This window comes from Lysobacter capsici, assembly GCF_018732085.1.
In the GTDB taxonomy this organism is placed as follows: domain Bacteria; phylum Pseudomonadota; class Gammaproteobacteria; order Xanthomonadales; family Xanthomonadaceae; genus Lysobacter; species Lysobacter capsici_A.
The window spans coordinates 960,649-982,124 of record NZ_CP076103.1 but is presented as its reverse complement, the minus strand read 5'-3'; the positions used below and the strand labels follow the sequence as shown (position 1 = coordinate 982,124).

The 21,476-nt window shown below is 68.5% G+C and carries 17 protein-coding genes; 9 read left to right on the top strand and 8 right to left on the bottom strand.

The window, feature by feature from the left end:
* The first annotated feature begins 49 nt into the window (after positions 1 to 49).
* Both KME82_RS04005 and mprF read left to right on the top strand, forming a co-directional pair.
* On the top strand, positions 50 to 979 hold the full coding sequence (locus KME82_RS04005) for a LysR family transcriptional regulator (protein ID WP_215497378.1): 930 nt from the start codon (positions 50 to 52) through the stop codon (positions 977 to 979).
* Between the two features lie 472 nt (positions 980 to 1,451).
* On the top strand, positions 1,452 to 4,157 hold the full coding sequence (gene mprF, locus KME82_RS04000) for a bifunctional lysylphosphatidylglycerol flippase/synthetase MprF (protein ID WP_215497377.1): 2,706 nt from the start codon (positions 1,452 to 1,454) through the stop codon (positions 4,155 to 4,157).
* Here the strand turns inward: mprF and KME82_RS03995 are convergent.
* A complete protein-coding gene (locus tag KME82_RS03995) occupies positions 4,100 to 5,521 on the bottom strand; it encodes a virulence factor family protein (protein WP_215497376.1) in 1,422 nt (473 codons plus the stop codon). The genes mprF and KME82_RS03995 overlap by 58 nt on opposite strands.
* A gap of 321 nt (positions 5,522 to 5,842) precedes the next feature.
* Here KME82_RS03995 and KME82_RS03990 point away from each other — a divergent pair, with 321 nt between their 5' ends.
* A complete protein-coding gene (locus KME82_RS03990; protein ID WP_215497375.1) occupies positions 5,843 to 6,517 on the top strand; it encodes an SH3 domain-containing protein in 675 nt (224 codons plus the stop codon).
* A 43-nt stretch (positions 6,518 to 6,560) separates the two neighbouring features.
* Here KME82_RS03990 and KME82_RS03985 read toward each other — a convergent pair whose 3' ends face one another.
* The 7 genes from KME82_RS03985 to KME82_RS03955 all read right to left on the bottom strand — a co-directional run bounded on the left by KME82_RS03985 (position 6,561) and on the right by KME82_RS03955 (position 15,008).
* A complete protein-coding gene (locus KME82_RS03985; RefSeq protein WP_215497374.1) occupies positions 6,561 to 6,905 on the bottom strand; it encodes a hypothetical protein in 345 nt (114 codons plus the stop codon).
* Positions 6,906 to 6,976: 71 nt separating this feature from the next.
* Complete coding sequence (locus KME82_RS03980) at positions 6,977 to 8,326, bottom strand: outer membrane protein transport protein (protein ID WP_215498962.1); 1,350 nt, start codon at positions 8,324 to 8,326, stop codon at positions 6,977 to 6,979.
* 70 nt (positions 8,327 to 8,396) lie between these two features.
* Complete coding sequence (locus tag KME82_RS03975) at positions 8,397 to 10,061, bottom strand: bifunctional 3-(3-hydroxy-phenyl)propionate/3-hydroxycinnamic acid hydroxylase (protein WP_215497373.1); 1,665 nt, start codon at positions 10,059 to 10,061, stop codon at positions 8,397 to 8,399.
* 2 nt (positions 10,062 to 10,063) lie between these two features.
* The gene (locus KME82_RS03970) at positions 10,064 to 10,798 is read right to left on the bottom strand and encodes an SDR family NAD(P)-dependent oxidoreductase (RefSeq protein WP_215497372.1); all 735 of its coding nucleotides are present in this window, start codon (positions 10,796 to 10,798) and stop codon (positions 10,064 to 10,066) included.
* A gap of 56 nt (positions 10,799 to 10,854) precedes the next feature.
* Positions 10,855 to 12,798, bottom strand: coding sequence for an acyl-CoA synthetase (locus tag KME82_RS03965; protein ID WP_215497371.1), 1,944 nt, complete (start codon positions 12,796 to 12,798; stop codon positions 10,855 to 10,857).
* 3 nt (positions 12,799 to 12,801) lie between these two features.
* A complete protein-coding gene (locus KME82_RS03960; protein ID WP_215497370.1) occupies positions 12,802 to 13,755 on the bottom strand; it encodes a fumarylacetoacetate hydrolase family protein in 954 nt (317 codons plus the stop codon).
* 179 nt (positions 13,756 to 13,934) lie between these two features.
* Positions 13,935 to 15,008 (bottom strand): VOC family protein, encoded by a 1,074-nt coding sequence (locus KME82_RS03955; protein WP_215497369.1) that lies wholly within the window; start codon positions 15,006 to 15,008, stop codon positions 13,935 to 13,937.
* 147 nt (positions 15,009 to 15,155) lie between these two features.
* On the opposite strand from KME82_RS03955, the gene KME82_RS03950 reads away from it, so the two are divergent.
* From KME82_RS03950 to accB, 6 genes are all read left to right on the top strand, one after another.
* Positions 15,156 to 15,911 (top strand): TetR/AcrR family transcriptional regulator, encoded by a 756-nt coding sequence (locus tag KME82_RS03950; RefSeq protein WP_215497368.1) that lies wholly within the window; start codon positions 15,156 to 15,158, stop codon positions 15,909 to 15,911.
* Positions 15,912 to 16,441: 530 nt separating this feature from the next.
* A complete protein-coding gene (cutA, locus tag KME82_RS03945; RefSeq protein ID WP_215497367.1) occupies positions 16,442 to 16,783 on the top strand; it encodes a divalent-cation tolerance protein CutA in 342 nt (113 codons plus the stop codon).
* Positions 16,780 to 19,338, top strand: a complete 2,559-nt coding sequence (dsbD, locus tag KME82_RS03940; protein ID WP_215497366.1) for a protein-disulfide reductase DsbD — start codon at positions 16,780 to 16,782, stop codon at positions 19,336 to 19,338. The genes cutA and dsbD overlap by 4 nt, the downstream gene beginning before the upstream one ends.
* Positions 19,339 to 19,349: 11 nt before the next feature.
* Positions 19,350 to 19,949, top strand: a complete 600-nt coding sequence (locus KME82_RS03935; RefSeq protein WP_215497365.1) for a TlpA family protein disulfide reductase — start codon at positions 19,350 to 19,352, stop codon at positions 19,947 to 19,949.
* A 516-nt stretch (positions 19,950 to 20,465) separates the two neighbouring features.
* Positions 20,466 to 20,906: a type II 3-dehydroquinate dehydratase gene (gene aroQ, locus KME82_RS03930; protein WP_215497364.1), complete on the top strand. Its 441-nt coding sequence runs from the start codon at positions 20,466 to 20,468 to the stop codon at positions 20,904 to 20,906.
* 82 nt (positions 20,907 to 20,988) lie between these two features.
* Positions 20,989 to 21,474 (top strand): acetyl-CoA carboxylase biotin carboxyl carrier protein, encoded by a 486-nt coding sequence (gene accB, locus KME82_RS03925; protein WP_215497363.1) that lies wholly within the window; start codon positions 20,989 to 20,991, stop codon positions 21,472 to 21,474.
* The last annotated feature ends 2 nt before the right edge of the window (positions 21,475 to 21,476 follow it).

Here is a 21,476-nt window from a genome sequence, read left to right as displayed (position 1 = left end):
CATTGATATAGGATCGACCCGGCAACTCATCATTGAGGATGGCTCAATAATGATCGGTGGACTGTATTCCGAACTCGAAGCCTTCGAGGCCATCCTCCAGCACGGCAGTTTCACCGCCGCGGCGCGGCAGCTGCAGGTCACGCCGGGGGCGATCACGCGCCGGCTGAACACCCTGGAGGCACGGCTCGGGGCCAAGCTGCTGAACCGCTCGACCCGGCGCCTGAGCCTGACCGAACCCGGCCGCCACTACTACGCCGAAGTCGCGCCGGCGCTGGCGCAGATCCTGGCCGCGGGCGAGCGGGTTCACGACCTGTCGCTGCAGCCGCGCGGCGAACTGCGGGTGTCGCTGCCGATGAATTTCGGCCGCCTGTACGTGATCCCGCAGGTATCGGCGTTTCTCGAACGCCACCCCGGCATCGATCTAGACCTGCAGTTCGACGATCGCTTCGTCGACCTGATCGGCGACGGCTTCGATGCGGCCATCCGGATCGGCGCGCTGACCGATTCGCGGCTGGTGGCGCGGCGCATCGCCCAGACCCGGCGCCTCCTGGTCGCCTCGCCCGACTACCTCGCCCGCCGCGGCGCGCCGTCGACGCCGGCCGAGCTGATCGGGCACGACTGCCTGCACTACACCTTGTTCCGCGACACCCCGACCTGGGAGTTCCAGCGCGAGCGCGAGCCGCTGCGGGTGCCGGTGCGCGGCCGCTTGAAGGCGAATTACGGGGTGCCGCTGGTCGAGGCGGCGGTCGCCGGCGGCGGCATCGTGCAGAGCGCGACGTTCGCGGTGGCGCAGGAGCTGGCCTCGGGGCAGCTGGTGGAAGTGCTGCCGGACTGGAGCCTGGTGCCGATCGGGATCTACGCGGTGTACCCGGGGCGCGAGTACCGGCCGCGCAAGGTCGAGGCGTTCATCGATTTCGTCGAGGAGACGATCGGGCAGCCGGCGGTGTGGGATCGGGTGATCGGGGCCGGGGTGAGGTAAGCGCTTCGCGGTGGATTGAGCGCAAAAGCAAATCCCCGCGCTGCGGGATGTACATGCTCCGACGTTGCGCCGGGCGCTCGCCCCCTTTTTCAAAGTGGGCATGGGGTTCGATGGGTTTAGTCGGGTCGGGTTGGTGACGGCGTGGAGCCGGCCAACGCTCTATGAGCGCGGCTTTTGAGTGCGGGACAACTCCTGACTGCGCAGCTTGCGGTGAGGTCGTTTTCGCAAGCCCAACTCGCACTCTCGCGCCGAAAAGCACACGCTGCCCACCCGAGCCGTCGCCCCCCAACTTGCGCCGCACCACCCCGAAGACTTCCCCCCTTTGAAAAAGGGGGGCCAGGGGGGATTTGCTTTTTGCTCCGCCCACCCGCGCCCCACCCACAGGCCCGTCGCCTAAAATGCCGCCGCCCACCCTCATTCGGCTTTCGCAGCCTTTGCGGAAAGCTTCCCCCTCCCCCACACGCAGCGCCGCATGACCACCCCGACGTCCACCCCATCGTCCACCGCCGAGCGCTCGTCGCCATCCTGGCGCCGTGCGCTGTCGATGCTCGCCAGCCTGGCGATCCTCGCGCTGGCGCTGCACGCGCTCGCCGGGGAATTCAGCGAGCAGGGGTATCGGTCGATCAAGCACGCCTTCGCGCAGATCGACTCTGTTCGTATCGCCTTGGCCTTTCTGCTGGCCCTCGCAAGTTATGCCTGTTTGGTTGGCTTCGACGCCATCGGCCTGCGCCGCAACGCCAGCAAGGTCAAGCCGCTGCGGCTGATCGTCACCGCCTTCCTCGCCAACGCGGTCGGCCACACCCTGGGCTTCGCCGCGCTGACCGGCGGCGCGGTGCGCCTGCGCGGCTACGGCGCGGCCGGGCTGTCGCTGGCCGACATCGGCCAGGTCGTGCTGATGAGCACGCTGGGTTTCGTGTTCGGCGCCTGGGTGCTGCTGGCCTGCGCCTTGATGTTCGAACCCGCGCCGGCGACCTTGCTGCTGCCGCTGAGCGCAACCGCGATCCGCGCGATCGGCGCGGCGATCGCGATCGCTTTCCTCGGCCTGCTGGCCGCGGTCGGCCGCGACGGCCGCACCCTGCGCCTGCGCGGGCATGCGCTGTGGCTGCCCGACCGCCGCACCGTGCTCAGCGTGACCGCACTGAGCGTGGTCGAACTGGCCTTGGCCGGCGGCGCCCTGTACGTGTTGCTCGCGCCGGCCATTCCGCCGGAATCGGGCACCGGTTTCATCGGCTTCGTCGGGCTGTATCTGGTGGCGGTGCTGGCGGGCCTGGTGTCGAGCGTGCCGGCCGGCATCGGCGTGTTCGAATGGAGCCTGCTCAAGCTGCTGCCGGGGGTCGCGCCGGCCAGCCTGCTCGCGGCCGCGGTCGCCTACCGCATCACCTACTACGCGCTGCCGCTGGTGCTGGCGACGGTGCTGGGCCTGTTCGGCGCGGTGCGCGGACCGGTGGCGCGGCGCGCGGGCGCGCTGCGCACCGCGTGGCTGGCGATCCGGCCGTGGCTGCCGCATGTGATCGCGCTGGCCGCGTTCGTGCTCGGCGCCGCGCTGATTCTCGACGGCACCTTGCCCAAGCCGCAGCATCGCCTGGTCGGCGCGCCGCTGCCGTTGATCGAAACCTCGCAACTGCTCGCCAGCCTCGGCGGCGTCGGCCTGCTGCTGATCGGCCAGGGCCTGCAACGGCGCAGCCACGCGGCCTGGGCGCTGGCGCTGGGCGTGTGCCTGCTGCTGCCGCTGCCGACCTGGCTGCGCGGCGGGCATTGGGTGTTGTCGCTGATGCCGCCGCTGGTCGCGGTGGCGCTGTGGGCGGCGCGGCGCGAGTTCTACCGCGAAGGCGCGCTGCTCGACGAAGCCTGGTCGTGGCGCTGGCTGCGCAATCTCGGCCTGGTGCTGATCGCGGCGATCTGGCTGATGTTCTTCGCCTACAGCCACGTCGAATACCGCAACGAGCTGTGGTGGGAATTCCTGGTCTCGGGCAACGCGCCGCGCGCGCTGCGGGCGATGCTGCTGGTCAGCGTCACCGTGATCGCGTTCGGCCTGGCGCGCTTGCTGCACGCCGCGCGCGCGCCGCTGCCGGCGGCCGACGAAGCGCAGTTGGCGGCGATCCGGCCGATCCTCGCCGGCGCCGACGACAGTCAGGCGCATCTGGCCCTGACCGGCGACAAAGCGCTGCTGCTCGACAGCGAAAACCGCGGCTTCGCGATGATGCAGCGCTACGGCGGCTCGCTGATCGCGATGGGCGACCCGGTCGGCCCGCCCGAGGTCGCGCGCGCGTTGATCTGGCGATTCCGCGAGGAAGCCGATCGGCTCGGCATGCGGCCGGTGTTCTATCAGGTCGGCGAGCAGTACTGGCAGACCTACCTCGACATGGGCCTGACCCTGGTCAAGCTCGGCGAGGAAGCGCTGGTGCCGCTGACCGATTTCAGCCTGCAAGGCCCGACCCGCGCCGACCTGCGCCAGGCCTGGAACCGCGGAAAGCGTTCGGGCCTGAGTTTCCGCATCGCGCCGAGCGACGACATCGACGCGCTGCTGCCCGAACTGGAAGCGATCTCCGACGATTGGCTCGAACACAAGGCCGGCGAGGAAAAGAGCTTCTCGCTGGGCAATTTCGATCCCGACTACCTGCGCCGCCTGCCGGTGGCGTTGATCGAACACGAAGGCCGCATCGTCGCGTTCGCGAACCTGTGGAACGCGACCAACGGCCGCGAGTTGTCGGTCGATCTAATGCGCCATCGCGGCGACGCGCCCAAGGGCACGATGGATTTCCTGTTCGCCGAATTGATGCTGTGGGGCCGCGCCAACGGCTTCGAACGGTTCTCGCTGGGCATGGCGCCGCTGTCGGGGCTGTCGCAGCATCGCCTGGCCGGGCGCTGGAACCGCTTCGCCAATCTGATCGCGCGCCACGGCGAACGTTTCTACGGTTTCGTCGGCCTACGCCGGTTCAAGGCCAAGTACGACCCGGTCTGGCGCACCCGCTATCTCGCCGCGCCTGGCGGCATGCACCTGCCGAGCGCGCTGATCGACGTAACGCGTTTGATCTCGCTCGACCCGCACCGCGACGACGAAAGCGAACGCAACGTCGCCAAGTTCCCGGTGTCGGCGCCGCCGATGCCGGCCTCAACGGCTCACGGACGCGACGCGATCCCCGCCGCCGACAACACCCGCGCCGCGACCCCGTCGTAATCGCCGCCGAGGTGATGGTCGCCGGGCATCTTGTCGATGCCGGCGGCTTTCGCCGGCAAGTGCGGACACAGCGCGTCGCCGTCGTCGCTGCCGTACAGGCACAGCGTGCGCGCCGGCGGCATGCGCAGCACTTCCGGCGCGATCGGCAGGCCGCGGCCGCTGCCGCCGATCCAGTTCGACAGATGGAATTCGTACTCGGCCTTCTGCCCGGCCGAAATCAGCGTGGTCAGCCGCACCGTGCCGCGGGTCGCGGGCGGCAAGCGGTTGTACGCGCCAGGCAACACGTCGGCGCCCTGCGAGAAACCGATCAGCACCACGTTCTCGCGATGCCAGTGGGCGCGGTAGTAACGCACCATGCGGTCGAGGTCGCCGGCGAAACTTTGCGGCGTGCGCGGCGTCCAGAAATAACGCAGCGAATCCACCCCGGCCACCGGCACGCCGGCCTTGGCCAGGCGCGCGGCGACGCTCTTGTCGAAATCGGCCCAGCCGCCGTCGCCGGAGACGAAGATGGCGAAGGTGTCGGCGTTGCCGCCGGGCATCGCGGCGACTTCGGTGATCGGCAGGCCCTGCAGGTCCGACGGCGGCGGCGGCAGGCTCGCATGCCGCTGCGCCCCGAGCACGTTCAAGGCCGCGCGCAGACCTGCCGTCGCGTCGCCATTCGCATCGCGGGCGAAGCTGCGCGCCTGTGGAATCGCCTTGACGAAGTCCTGCACCGCCGATGCCTCGCAGCGTCGTTCGTCGGCCTGCGGCGCGGCGATCAGCCACGGCACTTTCAACGGCGCCGGTTGCAGGCGCGCGAGCTTGCCGTCGGCGTTGAGCTTGAGAGAAGCCGACGCGCACAGCTGACGCGGCAGTTCGAGGGTCGGGCAGAACCGGTTCGACACCGCGCCGGCGAACAGGGTCGCGTCGCCCTGCGCGGCGATCGCGTAGGCCAGCGCGGCGCCTTCGCCGTCGCCGAGCAGCAGCGGCAGGTGGTACGTCGGCAGACGGTAGTAGGCCTGCACGTAGCGCGAGAAATTCTCGACGTCGCCGGAGGAGAAGTTGCACGTGCCGCCGTCCTTGCGCAGCAGCGTTTCCAATGCCGCGACATCGACCGTGGCGACCATCGCGCCGTCGCCGACCAGCGCCTCCACGCGCGCCTTGCGCTGCGCGGCATCGAGGCCGTCGGCGAACCACAGCACGAAGCGCTTCACCTCGCCTTGCGGCAGGCGCACCGGTGTGCGCACGAAGCGGCCGTGGGTGATTTCGCTGATCAACCGAGGCGACGCCGCGGCAGCCGGTTGCCCCGCGGCGAACGTCGGCGGACAAACGGCGCACAGGCACGTCGCCAATGCGGCAGAAAAAAGACGGGGCGAAGCGAACATGGGGTTCTCCTGGATGCGCCACCTTATACCGGCGATGCGGTGGAGAAAACGCATCGGTCGCGCGAGCGGTGGACGCCCGCCCGGGATTGCCCGATCCTTGGCGCGGCGACACCATCGAGCGGCGCCGTCGTTCGCGCGCAGCGGGCTTCCAGGAGGGACCTGTCGAGATGAAAAAGCGCAAGTCGATTCTGCCCCGCCGCGGCGAGCCGTTCGGCAATGCCGATCACGCCGCCCGCCCGCGCCTGCATGCACACGCCGATCCGCTCGTCGTGTGATCGCGTGGGGTTTCGTCACGACGTTCCCGCCACAGGACATTCGGATATGCCACGTCCCGATTTCATCGCCACGCGCATCGCACTGTCCGTGACGGTGGCGCTGCTGTCCGCCGTCGCGCCGGCTCGCGCACAATCCGCGCCCGCGCCGGTCGCGCAGGTCGCGTGCGCGTTCGGCGCCTTCGTCAACGAGACCGATCCGGCCGGGCTCAACGTCCGCGCCGGGCCCGGCGCCGCCTATCGCGTGCTCGGCACCTTGCCGCCGATCAACGTCAGCGCCGACGATCCGCCGCTGCGCGCCCGGGTCGAGGTGCGGGTCACTGCGGGCGCCGACGGTTGGTTCCGCATCGCCGGCGCGCAGGACAACGAAGCCTTGCTCGACGCCGCGGCGCGGCCGATGTTCAAGGGCACCGGCTGGGTCAGCGGACGCAAGCTCACGGTGAAGTCGCAGGCCGCTGTCGGCCGGCAACGGCCCGATGCCCAGTCGCCGGCGGTGCTGATCCCGAAAGACGGCATAGGCTTCGACGGCGACGCGTTTGTCGACCACGGCCGCCTCGTCGCCTGCGACGGCAAGTGGGCGCAGGTCGAGTACGCCATCGACAGCGAACTGCGCGGCAACGTGCAGATCGAACCCGCCGCGACCGCCGGCGCCGAAGCGGGCCGGGTCCGCGCCTGGGTCGACCGTCTGTGCGCGGTGCAGGAAACCAGCTGCGACGGCGGCTGAGCGCCGGCATCCAGTCGAACGTAGGTGACGCGGAACCGCGCGATCACCCGCTGGCTGCCTGGCTAGAAACGCATTTGCGCAGTACTGCCATCTTCTTCAGGCCCGGCAGATAGCCGAACTGATCGCCGACGATGAGCGGGCCGTGGCCCACGACGCCGCTCAACATCGCCGGCAGTGGGCCTGCCATTGTCCGTTCCGGCGCAGCGGTGGGTGCCGCAGCGAGTGCGGCTTTGGATGCGGATGCGGGCGGTGACGAGGTTCCGGCGCCGCCTGCGCAGGCCGACAGGCCAACCGCTATGCCGAACAGAACGGACAGGGCCACCATGCCCGCGGATACCGCCGCGTCATCGCTTGCTCCTTGGAGCTGCACAGCGCCGGCAGCGAGCATGAAGACGGCGTATCGGTTGAACGACTTGAGGGTTCCCTGCGCGGGATGGTTTTGGGTTGTCGGTTGCTTCTTCAGAACCTGTAGGTGAACGAACCCGCGAGGACATCGGCCTGCAAATCGTAAGAGCCTGCCAGCGTGCTGCCGTAGTCCGTGACCAGGTCAATCTTCGGATCGCTGGCGAATGCATGGGTGTAGCCGAGGTTGTATTCGGTTTTCGGCGACGGCGTCCAAGTCAGGCCCAGCGAGACAAGTTTGCGCGTGGCGTCCGGCACCCGTGTGTCGCGATGGGCCGTGGTCGTGGGGGTCTGGTCGTAAGCCAGGCCGCCACGCAGGGTCAGGGTATCGCTCACTCGGTAGTCTGCTCCGACCGAGCCGAAGGTCGTGTCCCGGTACCCGAAGTCCAGCGGCAACGATTGCCCGGAATCCAACCTCACCACCACCTGGTCGAACTTCGACCAGCCGGTGCGCGACAGGTCGGCCATCACGGTCCATTTGTCGTTGATGCGATGGGTCACACTGACGGTGGCGACCGCGGGCAACTCAAGCGTGGCGCGGCCCGCGGAGTCCACGAACAGGCCCCGCGAGCGCAGCAGTCCCAGCGCTGCGGCGCCAGTGGGCGTGTCGGCGTCGAAGCGCGCGCTGCCGCCGCTGATCTTGTGCTGCATCCCGGAGCGGTAGGTCAGACCGATATGGGTGTCCTCGTCGAGGCTGAACAAGCCGCCCAGCACGAAACCGACATCGGTGTTGTCGCCCTCGACGCGCGTGTGGGCATCGGCGTTGCCAGGAACGAAGCCGGGCACGCCGGCGCCGGCTAGAACGGCTCCGAGGTCCATATCGCTGGCGACCTTCACATCCAGCCGTTCGACGAACACGTTGACGCCGAAGGAGACATAGGGGTTGACGTCGTAGGACAACGCCAAACCGGCATCGATGGCCTGCAGCTTGGTTCCGGTGCCGTTGTAGCGGCCCACCCAATCGCGGTCGTACTCGGTCTCCAGGCCGAAGGGAACCGTCAGCGAAGCGCCGAAGTGCAACTGGTCGTTCTCCCCGAACGGCAGGTGCAGGTAGGCAGACGGAATCGCGGCCACCTTGCCGGCATCGCCGCCATCGGCGCCGGAAACAGGCATGCCCGTGCCGGCGCCGCCCAAGCCGGCATGGCGACCACCGTCCCCGCGATATTCAGCCGAGAAGCCGATCCCGGCGGCGCCGAATTGGAACTGGCGCCCATCGAGCAGGCGCATGCCGGCGGGATTGGTCGCCACGAGGGCGGTATCGCCTGGCGCACTCGCGCTGCCCGCGAAAGCCCGGCCTTGGGTTTTGGCGCTGTTTTCCTTCAACTGGAAAGCGGCGGCGCGTGTGTGACCCGGGGTCAGTGCAGCGCCGGTAGCGAGCATGAAGACGGCGTATCGATTGAACGACATGATGTTTCCCTCCATTGGCAGGTCTTTGTTGTTGGCTGTTTGCATGCCCCCAGGCATGCGCCTTCCAGCGTCAGCCGGACGCTTGTTGCGGCGTGGCGTTGAGATGCGCCGATCGCTGCGGTGAGCCTCCCGCGATCAATGCGAGCGACTCGCTCGCGATGCGCTCGGCCTGCTCGATGGGGCCGTCATGCACCACGGTGCGGTCCGGGCGCACCACCGCGCACCAGCCGTGCGGTGCCGCGTCGGGCACCAGCCGGTTGTCCAGATCCTCGAAGACATCGGGACTTCGATGCACCATTCCGCCGCGCTGGCAGAACTGCACGAAGCGGCCGCCGTGCTGCCGCCAGCGCTCGGCCAGAGCAGCGCCGAGCCTTTCTTCCACCGGCAAGCCGAAACCGATCAGCACCAGCCCGTCACCGAGGATCTGGTCGCTGAGCATCACCTCGCCGCTTGCGGCGCGAACCAACCCCTGCGGCAACTGGCCGCCACGGCGCAGCCGCGATGCGGCGCGGCCCTTAACGAAAAGCCCGTCCGCGAAACGATTCTCGGGCTTCACACCCAGTTCCTGGAGGAAATCGCGCAGCCCGGGCGTGTGGTTGACCAGCCACATCAACCCGTGGACCAGCGTCGCCCTGGTGCGGCCGCGCGGCATGACCATCTGGCCCATGAGCTTGGCCAGTCCGATCATCTTCTTCGCATGCGGGCGGCGCTCGCGGTCGTAGCTGTCCAGGATCGCCGGCGCCGCTTTGTCCTGCACCACCCAAGCCAGCTTCCAGGCCAGGTTGGCGGCGTCGCGCAGGCCCGCGACCAAGCCCTGACCGACGAACGGCGGCGTGATGTGCGCGGCGTCGCCGACAAGAAATACCCGGCCCCGGCTGAAACGCTCGCAGCAGCGGGCATGGAAGCGATACACCGCCTTGCGCTCGATCGTGAGCTCTTGCCGGCCCTGCGACCAGGGTGCGAGCAGTCGGGCGATGGTGTCGTCGCGTTCCATCTGCTCGCGTGTCTCGCCTGGTTGCAGCATGAACTCCCAGCGGGTGCGCCCGCCCGGTGCGGTCATGTGCGGCGTGGGCCGACGGAAGTCGCAGAGGAATTCGATGTGGTCGAACGCGCCCGGCACGTTCTGCGCATCGACGATCAACCAGTCCTCGGCATAGGTGCGGCCGCTGTAGCCCTGCCCGATGGCGTTGCGAACCTGCGAACTGGCGCCATCGGCGCCGACCAGATAGCGCGCGCGCACTGTTGTGTGGCTACCATTGGCGAGTCCGAGCGTGGCGGTCACGCCATCGGCTCCGTCCACGAAATCCAGCATTTCGGTGCTGGTGAGCGCGGTGACGCAAGCTTGCATCCCGACTTGATCGCGAAGCGCCCGCTCCAGGTCCGGCTGATAGAACGTGACCAGCTTGGGCTGCCCATCGATGCTGCCGCTGGTGTTGATGCAGGCGAACTGGCCCAGCAGCGGGGAGTGCATGCGCACGAACGGAATGGCGACCTTGTCGAAGGCGTCGTCGTCGAGGCCGGCCATCTGCAGGACACGCAAGGCTTCGTTGTCCAGAGAGATGGCGCGGGGCGCCAGCAGGATGTCCGGCGCCTTGTCGATCACCAGCGTGCGCACGCCGTGCCGTCCCAGCAGCGCGGCAACGGCGGCGCCGACCGGGCCGTAGCCAACCACCAGGACGTCAATCTCGTGCGGGACGCGCGAGGCCTCGTCGATCGTCGCAATCGTGTCGTGCATGATCAGGTCCTGGCGACGATGCGCTCGGAGGTGCGCGGCATCAGCCGCAGCAGGAACGGAAGGCATCGCACCTTGCCCGGACGCACCTCTTCGGAGCCTGCGAGCACACCGCGCACGGCCGCGTCGGCGACCGGACCGGGCGCGAGTTTTGCCACCTTGCGGTGCGCGACCGAGGGCGTGTCCACCACCGGCGGCAACAACTCGGTGACGGTGATGCGCAAGGGCGCGAGCTGCAGGCGCAAGGACTTGCACAGACTGTGCAGCGCGGCTTTGGAGGCGCAATAGACCGGCGCGCGCGTGGCCGGAGCCAGTGCGTAACCGGAGCTCACCACAAGAATCGCGCCGCCATCGTTGTGGCGCAGCCCGGGCAGGAACTCGGTAATCAGGTTGATCGCACCCTCGGTGTTGTTGCGCAGTTCCGCGGTCACGTCCAGCGAAGACAAGTCCTCGCGAGTGAAGTCGATCTCGCGCGAACCGCCCGCATTGCTGACCAACAGCTGCAAGGTCGGGACTTCGGCAAACACGGCCTGGGCGAACGCGAGCACCGCCGCGCGGCTGCCGACATCGCAAACATGGGTTCTTACACCGGGCAGTTCGGCCTCGAGCGCGGCCAACTTGGCGCGGTCGCGACCGCAGGTGTACACGATCCATCCATCGGCGTGCAGTCGGGCGACGATCGCTTTTCCTATGCCGGAAGAACCACCGCTGACCACCGCGGCGCGGGCAGAAACGTTCATGAAATCTCTATCTCCATTGCGTGGGGGGACGCAGCGGCCAGGGCCGGGACCCGTTGTCAGTCCAAGGTGTAGAAGAATGGGTAGCCGCCAAGCACTTGATCGGCGGCCGCGCGCGATGCGCCGGGATCCAGTCGCACGGATACGACCAGTCCATAGGTCTTGTCGTCGTTGACGCTCACGTCGCGAAAGCCGATGCCGGCCTCGCGCAGCGCGGTTCCCAGTGCGTCGCGGATCTCGCGATGGCGCAGTTCCGGCTTGAAAAGCTTGCCGACCGCAGTCAGCGGCATCGCCTCGATGATGCGCACGTGCTTGGGCATGGCGGCGCGCTCGCCGACGTGTTGCTTCAAGAATTCGAGCAGTTCGTCTTCGGTGACGGCCGCGCCTGGCTTGAGCTGGGCATAGGCCACCGGCAGTTCGCCGGCATGCACGTCGGGACGGCCCACCGCCGCGGCGACCGCCACCGCCGGGTGGCGGTACAGCGGCTCCTCGATCGCCGATGGATCGATGTTGTGGCCCCCGCGGATGATCAATTCCTTCTTGCGTCCGGTGAGCCAGAAGTAGCCATCGGCATCTTGTCGCGCCAAGTCGCCGGTGTTGAGCCAGCGACGGCCGTCGCCACAATCGATCCACAGCCCTGCGTTATGCTCGCGGACGCGATAGCCGATGAACACGTTGGGCCCGGATACCGCCAGCACGCCGACTTCGTCGATGCCGCAGTCGCGCAGGTAGCCGCCGTCCTCGCCAAGCACCACCGTCTTCATCGCCTGGCATGGGATACGCAGACCGATCGAGCCGATCCGTCGCTCGCCCTGTGCCGGATTGATGCTGCTGATGCAGGTGGCTTCGGTCAGACCGTAGCCTTCGAGGATCTTCAGCCCGGTGTGCTGCTGGAAGTTGCGGAACACCTCCACCGACAACGGCGCCGCGCCGCATAAGCCGTAGCGCAATGAACCCAGGTCGTGCGGGCCGAGCGGCACTTGCAGCAGCGAGGCGTACAGCGTCGGCACGCCGCTGAAAAAGTTGATCCGGTGGTGCGCCACGATCTCCCAGAAGCGCTTGACCACGCCTTCGCCCCGGTAGCCCTGCGGCGTGCCCAGGATCACGTGCGCGCCCTTGCTGAACGGCAACAGCCCGGTGACCAACACGCCGTTGACGTGGAACAGCGGCAGGCCACAGAACACGACGGTGTCCTGGCCAATCTCGTCACCGAGGAACTGCGCCGCGCTCCAGGCGTTGGCGACCTCGTTGCCATGGCAGCGCATGGCCAGCTTCGGCAGGCCGGTGGTGCCACCGGTGCAGAAGTACGAGGAAACGTCGTCGCCTGAGAACGTGCGGCCGTTGTCCAGTCGCTCGGGCCGCTCGTCGGCGATGGCATGGTTGAAGCGGTGGATGGCGATCGATGCCGGCACCGCGCTGCGCAGCCCGCCGCGGCCGTGCAGGCGCCGGGTTTCGCGCATCTGCATGAAGCGCGCCGCGAAACGCTTCGGTCCACGCACATGGTCGGGCAGATCCACCAACACCAAGTGCTTCAACGAAGGAATCGACGCCAATTGCCGCTGCAGCTTGCTCCACAGGTCGGTACCCGGGAACGGCGCCAAGGTCACCAGCACCGTGGCATCGCAAGCGCGCAGCAGCTCGGCCAGCGCCGGCCCATCCAGCAGCGGATTGAGCGCGGCGACGATGCCGCTGGCCTGTCCGCCCCAGATGACGAAGTGGGTCTCGGGCAGATTGGGCAGCACGTAGGCGACCACCGTGTCCTTGTCCACACCGATGCGATGCAGGAAATTGGAGGTGCGATGGATCTGCGCGAGCAGTTGCCGGTAACTCCAGATGTGTGGGCGGCGATGCTCGTTCGTGGTCAGAAAGAAGCTCAGGGCCGGCCCATCGGGATTCAGTGCCGCACCGCGACGGATGGCGTCGTAAGTGCTGGCTGGCAGATCCTCCGGCAAGCCATGTTGCTCGGCCGCTTCGATGTCGCTCAGCGATGCGATACCGGGCATGGCTCAGGCCTCCGCCACGATGCGGTTGCGCTGCACGCCCAGGTCGACGCTGCCATCGACGCTGCGGATTCGCGCTTCGACCTCGTCGCCGGGCTTGAGGTACTGGCTGCGCTTGGCCTGCACGTTGAAGAAGATCTCCCACTTCTTCTTCTCTGGCAGCAGCGCCGCCAGCTTCTGCTTGGCCGGCGAAGGCACCGACAGCGCACAACCGGCCGGGGTACCGGTCGCCAACAGGTCGCCGGGCTCGAAGTCCTGCACGCCGGACAATTCGGTCAGGGTCTCGGCCGGGCCGTACACCAGATTGGCGGTGGTGTCGTCCTGGCGCACTTCGCCATTGACGCGCAGCGTGAGTTGGAGCTGCTTGAGCGCCGCGATGCTGGAGGCATCCAGCAGGGTCAGCCATGGCCCGATCGGACCGAAGGTGCGAAACGACTTGCCCTTGTAGAACTGGGTCTGCGGGATCTGGACGTCGCGCGCCGAATAGTCGTTGACGATCACCGCGCCCGCCACGTACTCGTGCAGATTGTCGTCGGTGACCTGCACCGCGCCGCGAATCGGCTTGCCGATCACCAGCCCGAGTTCGATCTCGTAGTCGAGGAAACGCACCTCGCGCGGCTTGACGACCTCGGTGTCGGCCGGCGAGATGCAACTGCGGGCCTTGGTGAAAATCATGTTGTATTTCTTCGCGTCCGGATCCATGCCCGACTCGATCATGTGCTGGCGATAGTTGGCGCCCTGGCACAGGAACTGCTGGTTGCGGGTCACCGGCGAGAGCAGCCTGACCTGCGACAGATCCAGCGTGTCGCTGTGCAGCGCGGCCAGTTCGACCAAGCTGGTGCCGGCGATGAAATCGCCGGTGGTGGCGAACTCGCCGGGCACCGGGGTGATCGCGCTGCCGCGGATGACACCCCAGCCGACGCGGCGGCCGTGTTCGAAGCGGATGATGTTGAGGGACATGGGAAGAACTCGCGGGTCAATGGGAGAAGCAGAGGCAATGGCGGTCGGCATGGCATCGCCGCTCGATGGCGTGGGTGAGCGACTGCGGCCGGCGGCGGTGACGACCGCACTGCCCAGGCCAGCCTTCAGCAGGCGCCGGCGGACGGGATCGGCATGTTCCATGCGCATCGGCCGCGGACTCAGGCGAACAGCCGGGCCAGCGTGAGCAGCTTGCGCACGCTCAGATCCGGGCTGCGGATCAGGTTGCGGATCAGCTGGCCGATCGCGTGCGGCGTGAAGCCGGGCCGGGTGAAGCTCCCGGGCATTGGCTGGCCCCATTGCGACATCGCGGCGCGGCTGACCTCGTGGTAACCGGTCGGGTGATCGGCGGTGAACAGGTCGCCGTCGCAGTAATGCTCGTGCTTGGCCCCCCAGGGGTCCTGCCAGTAGTCGAAGATCTGGCTGCCAAGGATGTGCCGGCCGATCCCCCATGCATGCATCCAGCCCTTCTCGCGCAGCAGGCGCTGGCCCATGCCGACCGCATCGGCGTCGATGACTTCGTAGGCGCTGTGGCTGTAGGTCGCCATGAACCCCTGAGCCAACGCCAGGGTGTGGTGATCGGCGGGCGTGTCGCCCAGGTCGAGGCGGAAAAAGCACACGGCCGGTGAGCCGTCCGGCAACACCTGCACATCGCTCGGGATCAGGCCCAGATGCTGGGTGTACCAGGCGCTGGTGGCCTGATAGTCGGCGACTTCCAGCACCACATGGCCCAGCCTCACCACGTCCGGCGGCCCGGCTGGCGGGCGCTGGGTGTCGTTGATGCGCAGCGGTTCGTCGGGGGAATTGAGCTGGATCGCCGGTCGGTGCGGCAGCGGCGCAACCGGCGCTTGCCCGTGGATCACCTCGACCCGGAAGCCGGATGGATCGACAAGGACGACACACTCCCCGCCGCCTGGGTGGAATGTCGGCGCGATGGCGCTGGCCCCCGGCAATCGTGCCAGCGCCTGCAGATCCGAACGCTGGGCCACCGTGAACCCCATGCCGATAAAGCGCGGCTTGGCGGCCTTTTGCACGCGATAGCAGTAGGGCGCATCGCAGGTGCCACGCAGGTACAGCACATCATCCGAGCGTCGCGCCACCCGCAGCCCGAAGTCACTCAGGAACGCCTGTGCGAGCTCAAAGTCGGGCCGCTCGAATGCCAGGTAGGCCAGCGAGGTCGCCTTGGCCGTCGCAGACGGATGCCGGGCTGGATGCGGGGTGGACAGTTCGGTCATGTGCCGGACTCGGACGATGGATGGGAGGGCCATTACGCCGGTGTTGCGATGCAACACATGCGTAATGAAATCAATCGCCTAGATTGATTAATGTATAGATACATCAATTCTGATAAACATGTCAACTATGGAATGTGGTATTCCTGAATGCCCTTTTTCCGCCCTCGCGACCTCCTGCTGGTGAACAGTTCCCCGAACGCCCCCACTAACCCCATGCATGGCGAATCGCCCCAGCCCGCGGGAAACGCGCCACGCGAATCGCGTGGCGCAAAACGCAAGCGAGCCACCCGCGAGAAACTGGTCGAGGCCGCCTTCCGGCTGATGGCCGAGCACGGCATGGATGCGGTGGCGATCAACCAGATCACCGAAGCGGCCGACGTGGGATTCGGCTCGTTCTACAACCACTTCGAGTCGAAGGAGGCGATCTACGCGGCGGTGAACGAGCAGGTGTTCGAGGAATTCGCCGACATGCTCGATCGCCTGGCGCAGGACGTCGACGACCCGGCCGAAGTCGTGGCCGCCAGCATCCGCCTTGCGGTGCTGCGCGCGCGGCACGAACCGCTGTGGGGTCGGTTCCTGCTACGCGAGGGGGTGTCGTTACGCACGCTGTCGCATGGTCTTGGCGTACGGCTGCTGCGCGACATCCAAAGAGGCGTGGACAACGGGCGGTTCCAGCTCGTCGACCCACTCATGAGTTTTGTGATGGCCGGCGCTGGCGTGCTCGGCGCGGTGGCCATTGAAGTCGATCCGGACGCGGCACGATCTCCCCAAGCCGCACAGTTCGGCCTAGACGCAGAAAACGTGCCTGAGCGCATCGCCGCAATCGCCCTGTACAACCTCGGCCTGCCGATCGACGAAGCCAGGCAGATCGCCCAGCGCCCATTGCCGGTGATGAAAGGCTGATGGATTGCGTCCACAACGGGCGAAGGGCCGCGACGCGATGGCACGGGCAACCGGCCCTCGTAGCATAAAGACACGCTAGCTGGAAGCCTTCCCATATGACTCGCCTGCCCGGCGGTTCGCGCGGCATCCATCCGCGCGGCGGCCGGTGGAGTTCCGACTAGTTCGCGACAGCTCGCGCGTTCGAGCTTCAAGAAGTCATGGACTCTGCGCGGCCAAGCGGACGCGGTGGGTGCGCTCGGGCGGCCAGACATCGCCGGAGCGCGCACCGATCGGCCCGCTGGCGGGTTGCGATCGAAGCTCACGGCCGCCGTTGTGGGGAAGCCTCAGCCCCAACGCCTTCGGCCCGGATCGCCGCGTCGGACCGCCGAGCATCGGAACCGAGGCCGCCCCGCCACCACGCAGCGATCCCTTCCGGTTCGGCGACACACGCCACGTTCCGCGACCGCCGCAACGCTGCATCCCCCAATTCGGCACCTTCCGGCCCGACCCGGCCGGGTCGCGGGCCACGGCCGCGCATTACACTTGCGACGATGCCCCCGACCGACCCCGCGCCCCTGCCCCGGCTGATCTTCAGCACCTGCCCCGACGAGGCCACGGCCGACGCGATCGCGCTGGCGCTGGTCGAGGACGGCCTGGCCGCCTGCGTCAGCCGCTGGCCCGGGGTGCGTTCGACCTACCGCTGGCAGGGCCGGGTCGAGCACGCCACCGAAGTCCAGTTGATGATCAAGACCCGACCCGACCGGGTCGGCGCGGTGCTCGAACGCATCCAAACGCTGCATCCGTATGAACTGCCGGAAGCCTTGGTGGTCGAAGTCCGCGACGGCCTCGATCCGTATCTGCACTGGATCGCCGAACAGACCCGAGAACGATGACTGACGACCTGCTTCCAGGCCGGCGCCGACGCGCCGGCCATGCCTTCGCCCTCGCCCTGGCCGCCGCCGGACTGGCCGCCGCATTCGCCGCGCCCGCGCTCGCGGTCGACGAAAAAGACCTGCTGCCGGTCGACGATGCGTTCGCGGTCAGCGCCAGCGCGCCGAGCGCCGAGCGCATCGCGATCGACTGGAAGATCGCCAAGGGCTACTACCTCTACAAGCACCGCATCTCGGTCAAGACCGACGCCGGCTACGCCGCGCGGCCGCTGCAGCTGCCCAAGGGCGAGGCGCACAAGGACGAATTCTTCGGCGACGTGGAAACCTACCGCGAGCGTCTGAGCGCCAGCCTGCCGGGCACCGCGCAGGGCGCGAGCGTCAAGCTGACCGTCAAGTACCAAGGTTGCGCCGACGCCGGCATCTGCTACCCGCCGCAGACCCGCACGCTCAACGTCGCCTTGCCGGCGGCGACCGTCGCAGCCGCGACCGGACCGGCCATGGACCCGGCGCCCGCGAGCGCGCCGCTGGTCCAGTTCGGCCCGCGCGGCGGCGCCAGCAATCCGCTGCTCGGCGGCGGTTCGCCGCTGAGCGCGCCGAGCGCCGCCAGCGCCGGCGCCACCGACGCGCTGCCGCTGCCGCCGGAACAGGCCTTCGGCTTCGAGGCCATCGCCCGCGACGGCGACAGCCTGCTGCTGCGCTTCACCCCGGCGCGCGGCTACTACCTGTATCGCGACAAGACCTCGCTGAAGACCGACCACGCCGCGATCGCCGCCGGCAAGCCGCAATGGCCGCGCGGCACCGCGCACCGCGACGAGCACTTCGGCCAGGTCACGGTGTTCTTCGACCAGATCGACGTGCCGCTGCCGCTGATCCGCAAGACCGCCGACGCCGCCAAAATCACCCTGACCGCCGGTTTCCAGGGCTGCCAGACCGACGGCATCTGCTATCCGCCGATGACCCGCAAGGTGACGATCGATCTGGCGCGCGGCACGGTGACCGCCGCGGCCGACGCGACCAAGACCGATCCCGCCGCGGGTACGGCTGCGACCGCGACCACCGCCGCCACTGCAACGGCCGACGCCGGCCATGTTGCTGACGCTACCGGCACCCCGGCTGCGCCCACCGACGCCGCCACCGCCGCCGCGAATCCCGCCACCGGCGCAGCAACCACCGGCCCGGGCACCGCCCAGGCCGGCGCAAGCCTCGCCGGGCCGCCCAATGCCGCCAGTCCCGCGACCGACGCCGCCGCCCCGCAAGCCGAAGACAGCCAACTCGCCGCCGCGCTGGCCGGTCCGAACCGCTACCTCGCCCTGCTGACCTTCTTCGGCCTGGGCCTGCTGCTCGCCTTCACCCCCTGTGTGCTGCCGATGATCCCGATCCTGTCGGGCCTGATCGTCGGCCAGGGCCCGGGCCTGGGCGCACGCCGCGCCTTCACCCTGTCGCTGATCTACGTGCTCGCCAACGCCGCGGTGTTCACCGTCGCCGGGGTGATCGTCGGCCTGCTGGGCGCCGGTTCGAACGTGCAGATCCTGTTCCAGACCCCGTGGGTGATCGTGCTGTTCTCGCTGGTGTTCGTCGGCCTGGCGCTGTCGAGCTTCGGCCTGTACGAACTGCAGCTGCCTTCGGGCCTGCGCAACTGGCTCAGCGACGTCAGCAACCGCCAGCGCAGCGGTTCGTGGCTCGGCGTGGCGGCGATGGGCGCGTTGTCCTCGCTGATCGTCGGCCCCTGCGTGGCGCCGCCGTTGGCCGGCGCGGTGCTCTACATCAGCCAGACCGGCGACCCGCTGTTCGGCGGGCTGGTGCTGTTCACCCTCGCCCTGGGCATGGGCGTGCCGCTGCTGGTGTTCGGCGTCGCCGCCGGCAAGGGCCTGCCGACCAGCGGACCGTGGATGGTCGCGGTGCAGCGCGTGTTCGGCCTGATCTTCATCGGCATGGCGATCTGGATGCTGTCGCGCATCCTGTTCGGCCCGGTCACCCTCGCCTTGTGGGGCGCCCTGGGGCTCGGCGCGGCGGTGATGATCGTGCTGTCGATACGCGCGGCGCGCGGCGACGGTGCGCGCGCGATCGGCTGGTTGTGCGCGTTGCTGTTCGGCGTGCTCGGCGCGGCGCAGCTGTTCGGCGCTCTGGCCGGCGGCAGCGACCCGCTGCGCCCGCTCGCCGGCCTGCGCGGCGGCGCGCATCCGGCCGAACTGCCGTTCCGCACGATCAAGTCCAGCGCCGACCTCGACCGCGAACTCGCCGCGGCCCAGGCCGCCGGCCAGCCGCTGATGCTCGACTTCTATGCCGACTGGTGCGTGGCCTGCAAGGAAATGGAGAAGTACACCTTCCCCGAACCGCAGGTGCAGCGCGCGCTCGACGGTTTCGTCCTGCTCAAGGCCGACGTCACCGCCAACGACGAACTCGACCAGGCGCTGATGAAGCGGCTGGGCATCATCGGCCCGCCGGCCACGCTCTATTACTCCAACGGCGCCGAACGCCGCGAGCTGCGCCTGTTCGGTTTCGAAAAAGCCCCCGCGTTCGCCGCGCGCATCGATCGCGCGCGCGCCGCTCACCGCTAAGGACAGCACCGATGGCCTGGTCGTCTACGCTCAAAATCGTGTTGATCGCCGTGGCTGCCGGCACCCTGGGCGTGCTCGCCGGGCAATTGGTCGGCGGCGGCGGCTGGCTGATGCGCACCGAACTGGGCCAGCGCGTGCTGCAGGACCAGATGGCGCGCGAGGCGCCCAAGCCGCCGGCCGACCTAGCCGTCGCCCGCCGCGGCGCGGCGATGCCGCCGCTGCAACTGCCGGGCCTGGACGGCAAGCCGATGCAGCTGCCGCAGGCGTTCGCCGGCCGGCCGATCCTGATCAATCTGTGGGCGAGCTGGTGCGGCCCGTGCATCAAGGAAATGCCCGAACTCAACCGCTACGCCCAGGCGCAGGGCGCGACCGGCACCCAGGTGGTCGGCATCGCCCTGGACAACGCCGAGGACGTGGCCGCGTTCCTGCAGCGCGTGCCGGTCGGCTACCCGATCCTGCTCGACAAACCCGGCCCGCGCGACGCCGGCATCCAGCTCGGCAACCCCAAGGGCGTGCTGCCCTACACCGTGCTGATCGGCGCCGACGGCAAACTGCTCAAGCAGCGCATCGGCCCGTTCGAGGCCGGCGAACTCGACGGCTGGGTGGACTGACCGCGGCGCGACGATGCGTCCGCTTCATGGGCCTGGGCCGTGCAGACGCGCCCCTGTGGCCCCGCGCACAGTTCCGAGCCGCGACGGCGTTCAGCCAGGCACGCTGCCATCGATCACAGCCCCGACGATCCGCCCGACCGCCGGTCCGAAGCACAGCGGATGCGTGACGGCGCCGGCTTTCCACGACCGCCCCGACAGGCGAGGATCGGCGAATCCGAGGCGCCCCCGGACCGCGCGACCGCTGCGCACACCGCGTCGGGCCTGGTTCATCCGCGAACGCCCCGGCATCGTTCCGCCCAGCCGCGCAGCATGCAACGCGAAGTTGCTATCGTCCGCCTACGGCCAGCAAGTTGCGGGTAAAAACGCCACAACACCGCCTGGCCGCCGCGGTTCTAGAGCTGCCACTCAAACAACCGCTTAAATCGCGACAACTTCGCCGATTTGGCGGGCAACTTCTGGACAGCTGAGCAGCCATCGCGCAAACTGCCGCCCTTTGAAGGCAACCGCGCGGTCCCGATGGCCAAGCTCCTGGTCCTGCACGGCCCCAACCTCAACCTGCTCGGCACCCGCGAGCCGGAGGTCTACGGCCGCACCACCCTGGCGCAGATCGACGCCGACCTGGGCGAACGCGCGCAGGCGGCCGGGCACGCCCTGGAGAGCCTGCAGTCCAACGCCGAGCACGTGCTGGTCGACCGCATCCAGGCCGCGCGCGGCGACGGTACCGCGCTGATCCTGATCAACCCGGCCGCCTTCACCCACACCAGCGTGGCGATCCGCGACGCCCTGGCGGCCGTGGCAATCCCTTTTATCGAGATCCACCTGTCCAACCCGCACACCCGCGAAGACTTCCGCCGCCACAGCTATTTCAGCGATCTGGCCATCGGCGTGGTCTGCGGCTTCGGCGCCGACAGTTACCGCTACGCACTGGAAGCTGCAATCAAGCGATTGGCACTCTAGCGAGCCGCCGTCGCCACCCCGTATCCGTCCGGGCCGCGTCCGCGCGACCTGCAAACCAAGCTCCACATCAGAGGCCCGCTCCATGGACCTGCGCAAAATCAAGAAACTGATCGACCTGCTCGAGGAATCCAACCTCGCCGAGATCGAGATCAAGGAAGGCGAAGAATCCGTCCGCCTGGCCCGCACGCCCAAGGGCGGCTACGCGATGCCCCAGCCGCAGCCGATGTATGCGCCGGCGCCGGAACAGCGCCCGGCGGCCCAGGCCATGCCGATGAGCTCGCCGACCGAAGCGGCCACCGGCGGCAGCGCCAAGCCCGCCAGCGACCTGCCCGACGGCCACGTCGTGCGCGCGCCGATGGTCGGCACCTTCTACTCCTCGCCCGCGCCGGACAAGCCGCCGTTCGTCGCGGTCGGCCAGTCGGTCAAGGCCGGCGACACCCTGGCGGTGATCGAGGCGATGAAGATGTTCAACCCGATCGAAGCCGACGTGTCCGGCACCGTGCTCAAGATCATGGCCGACAGCGGCCAGCCGATCGAGTTCGATCAGCCGCTGTTCGTGATCGGCTGATT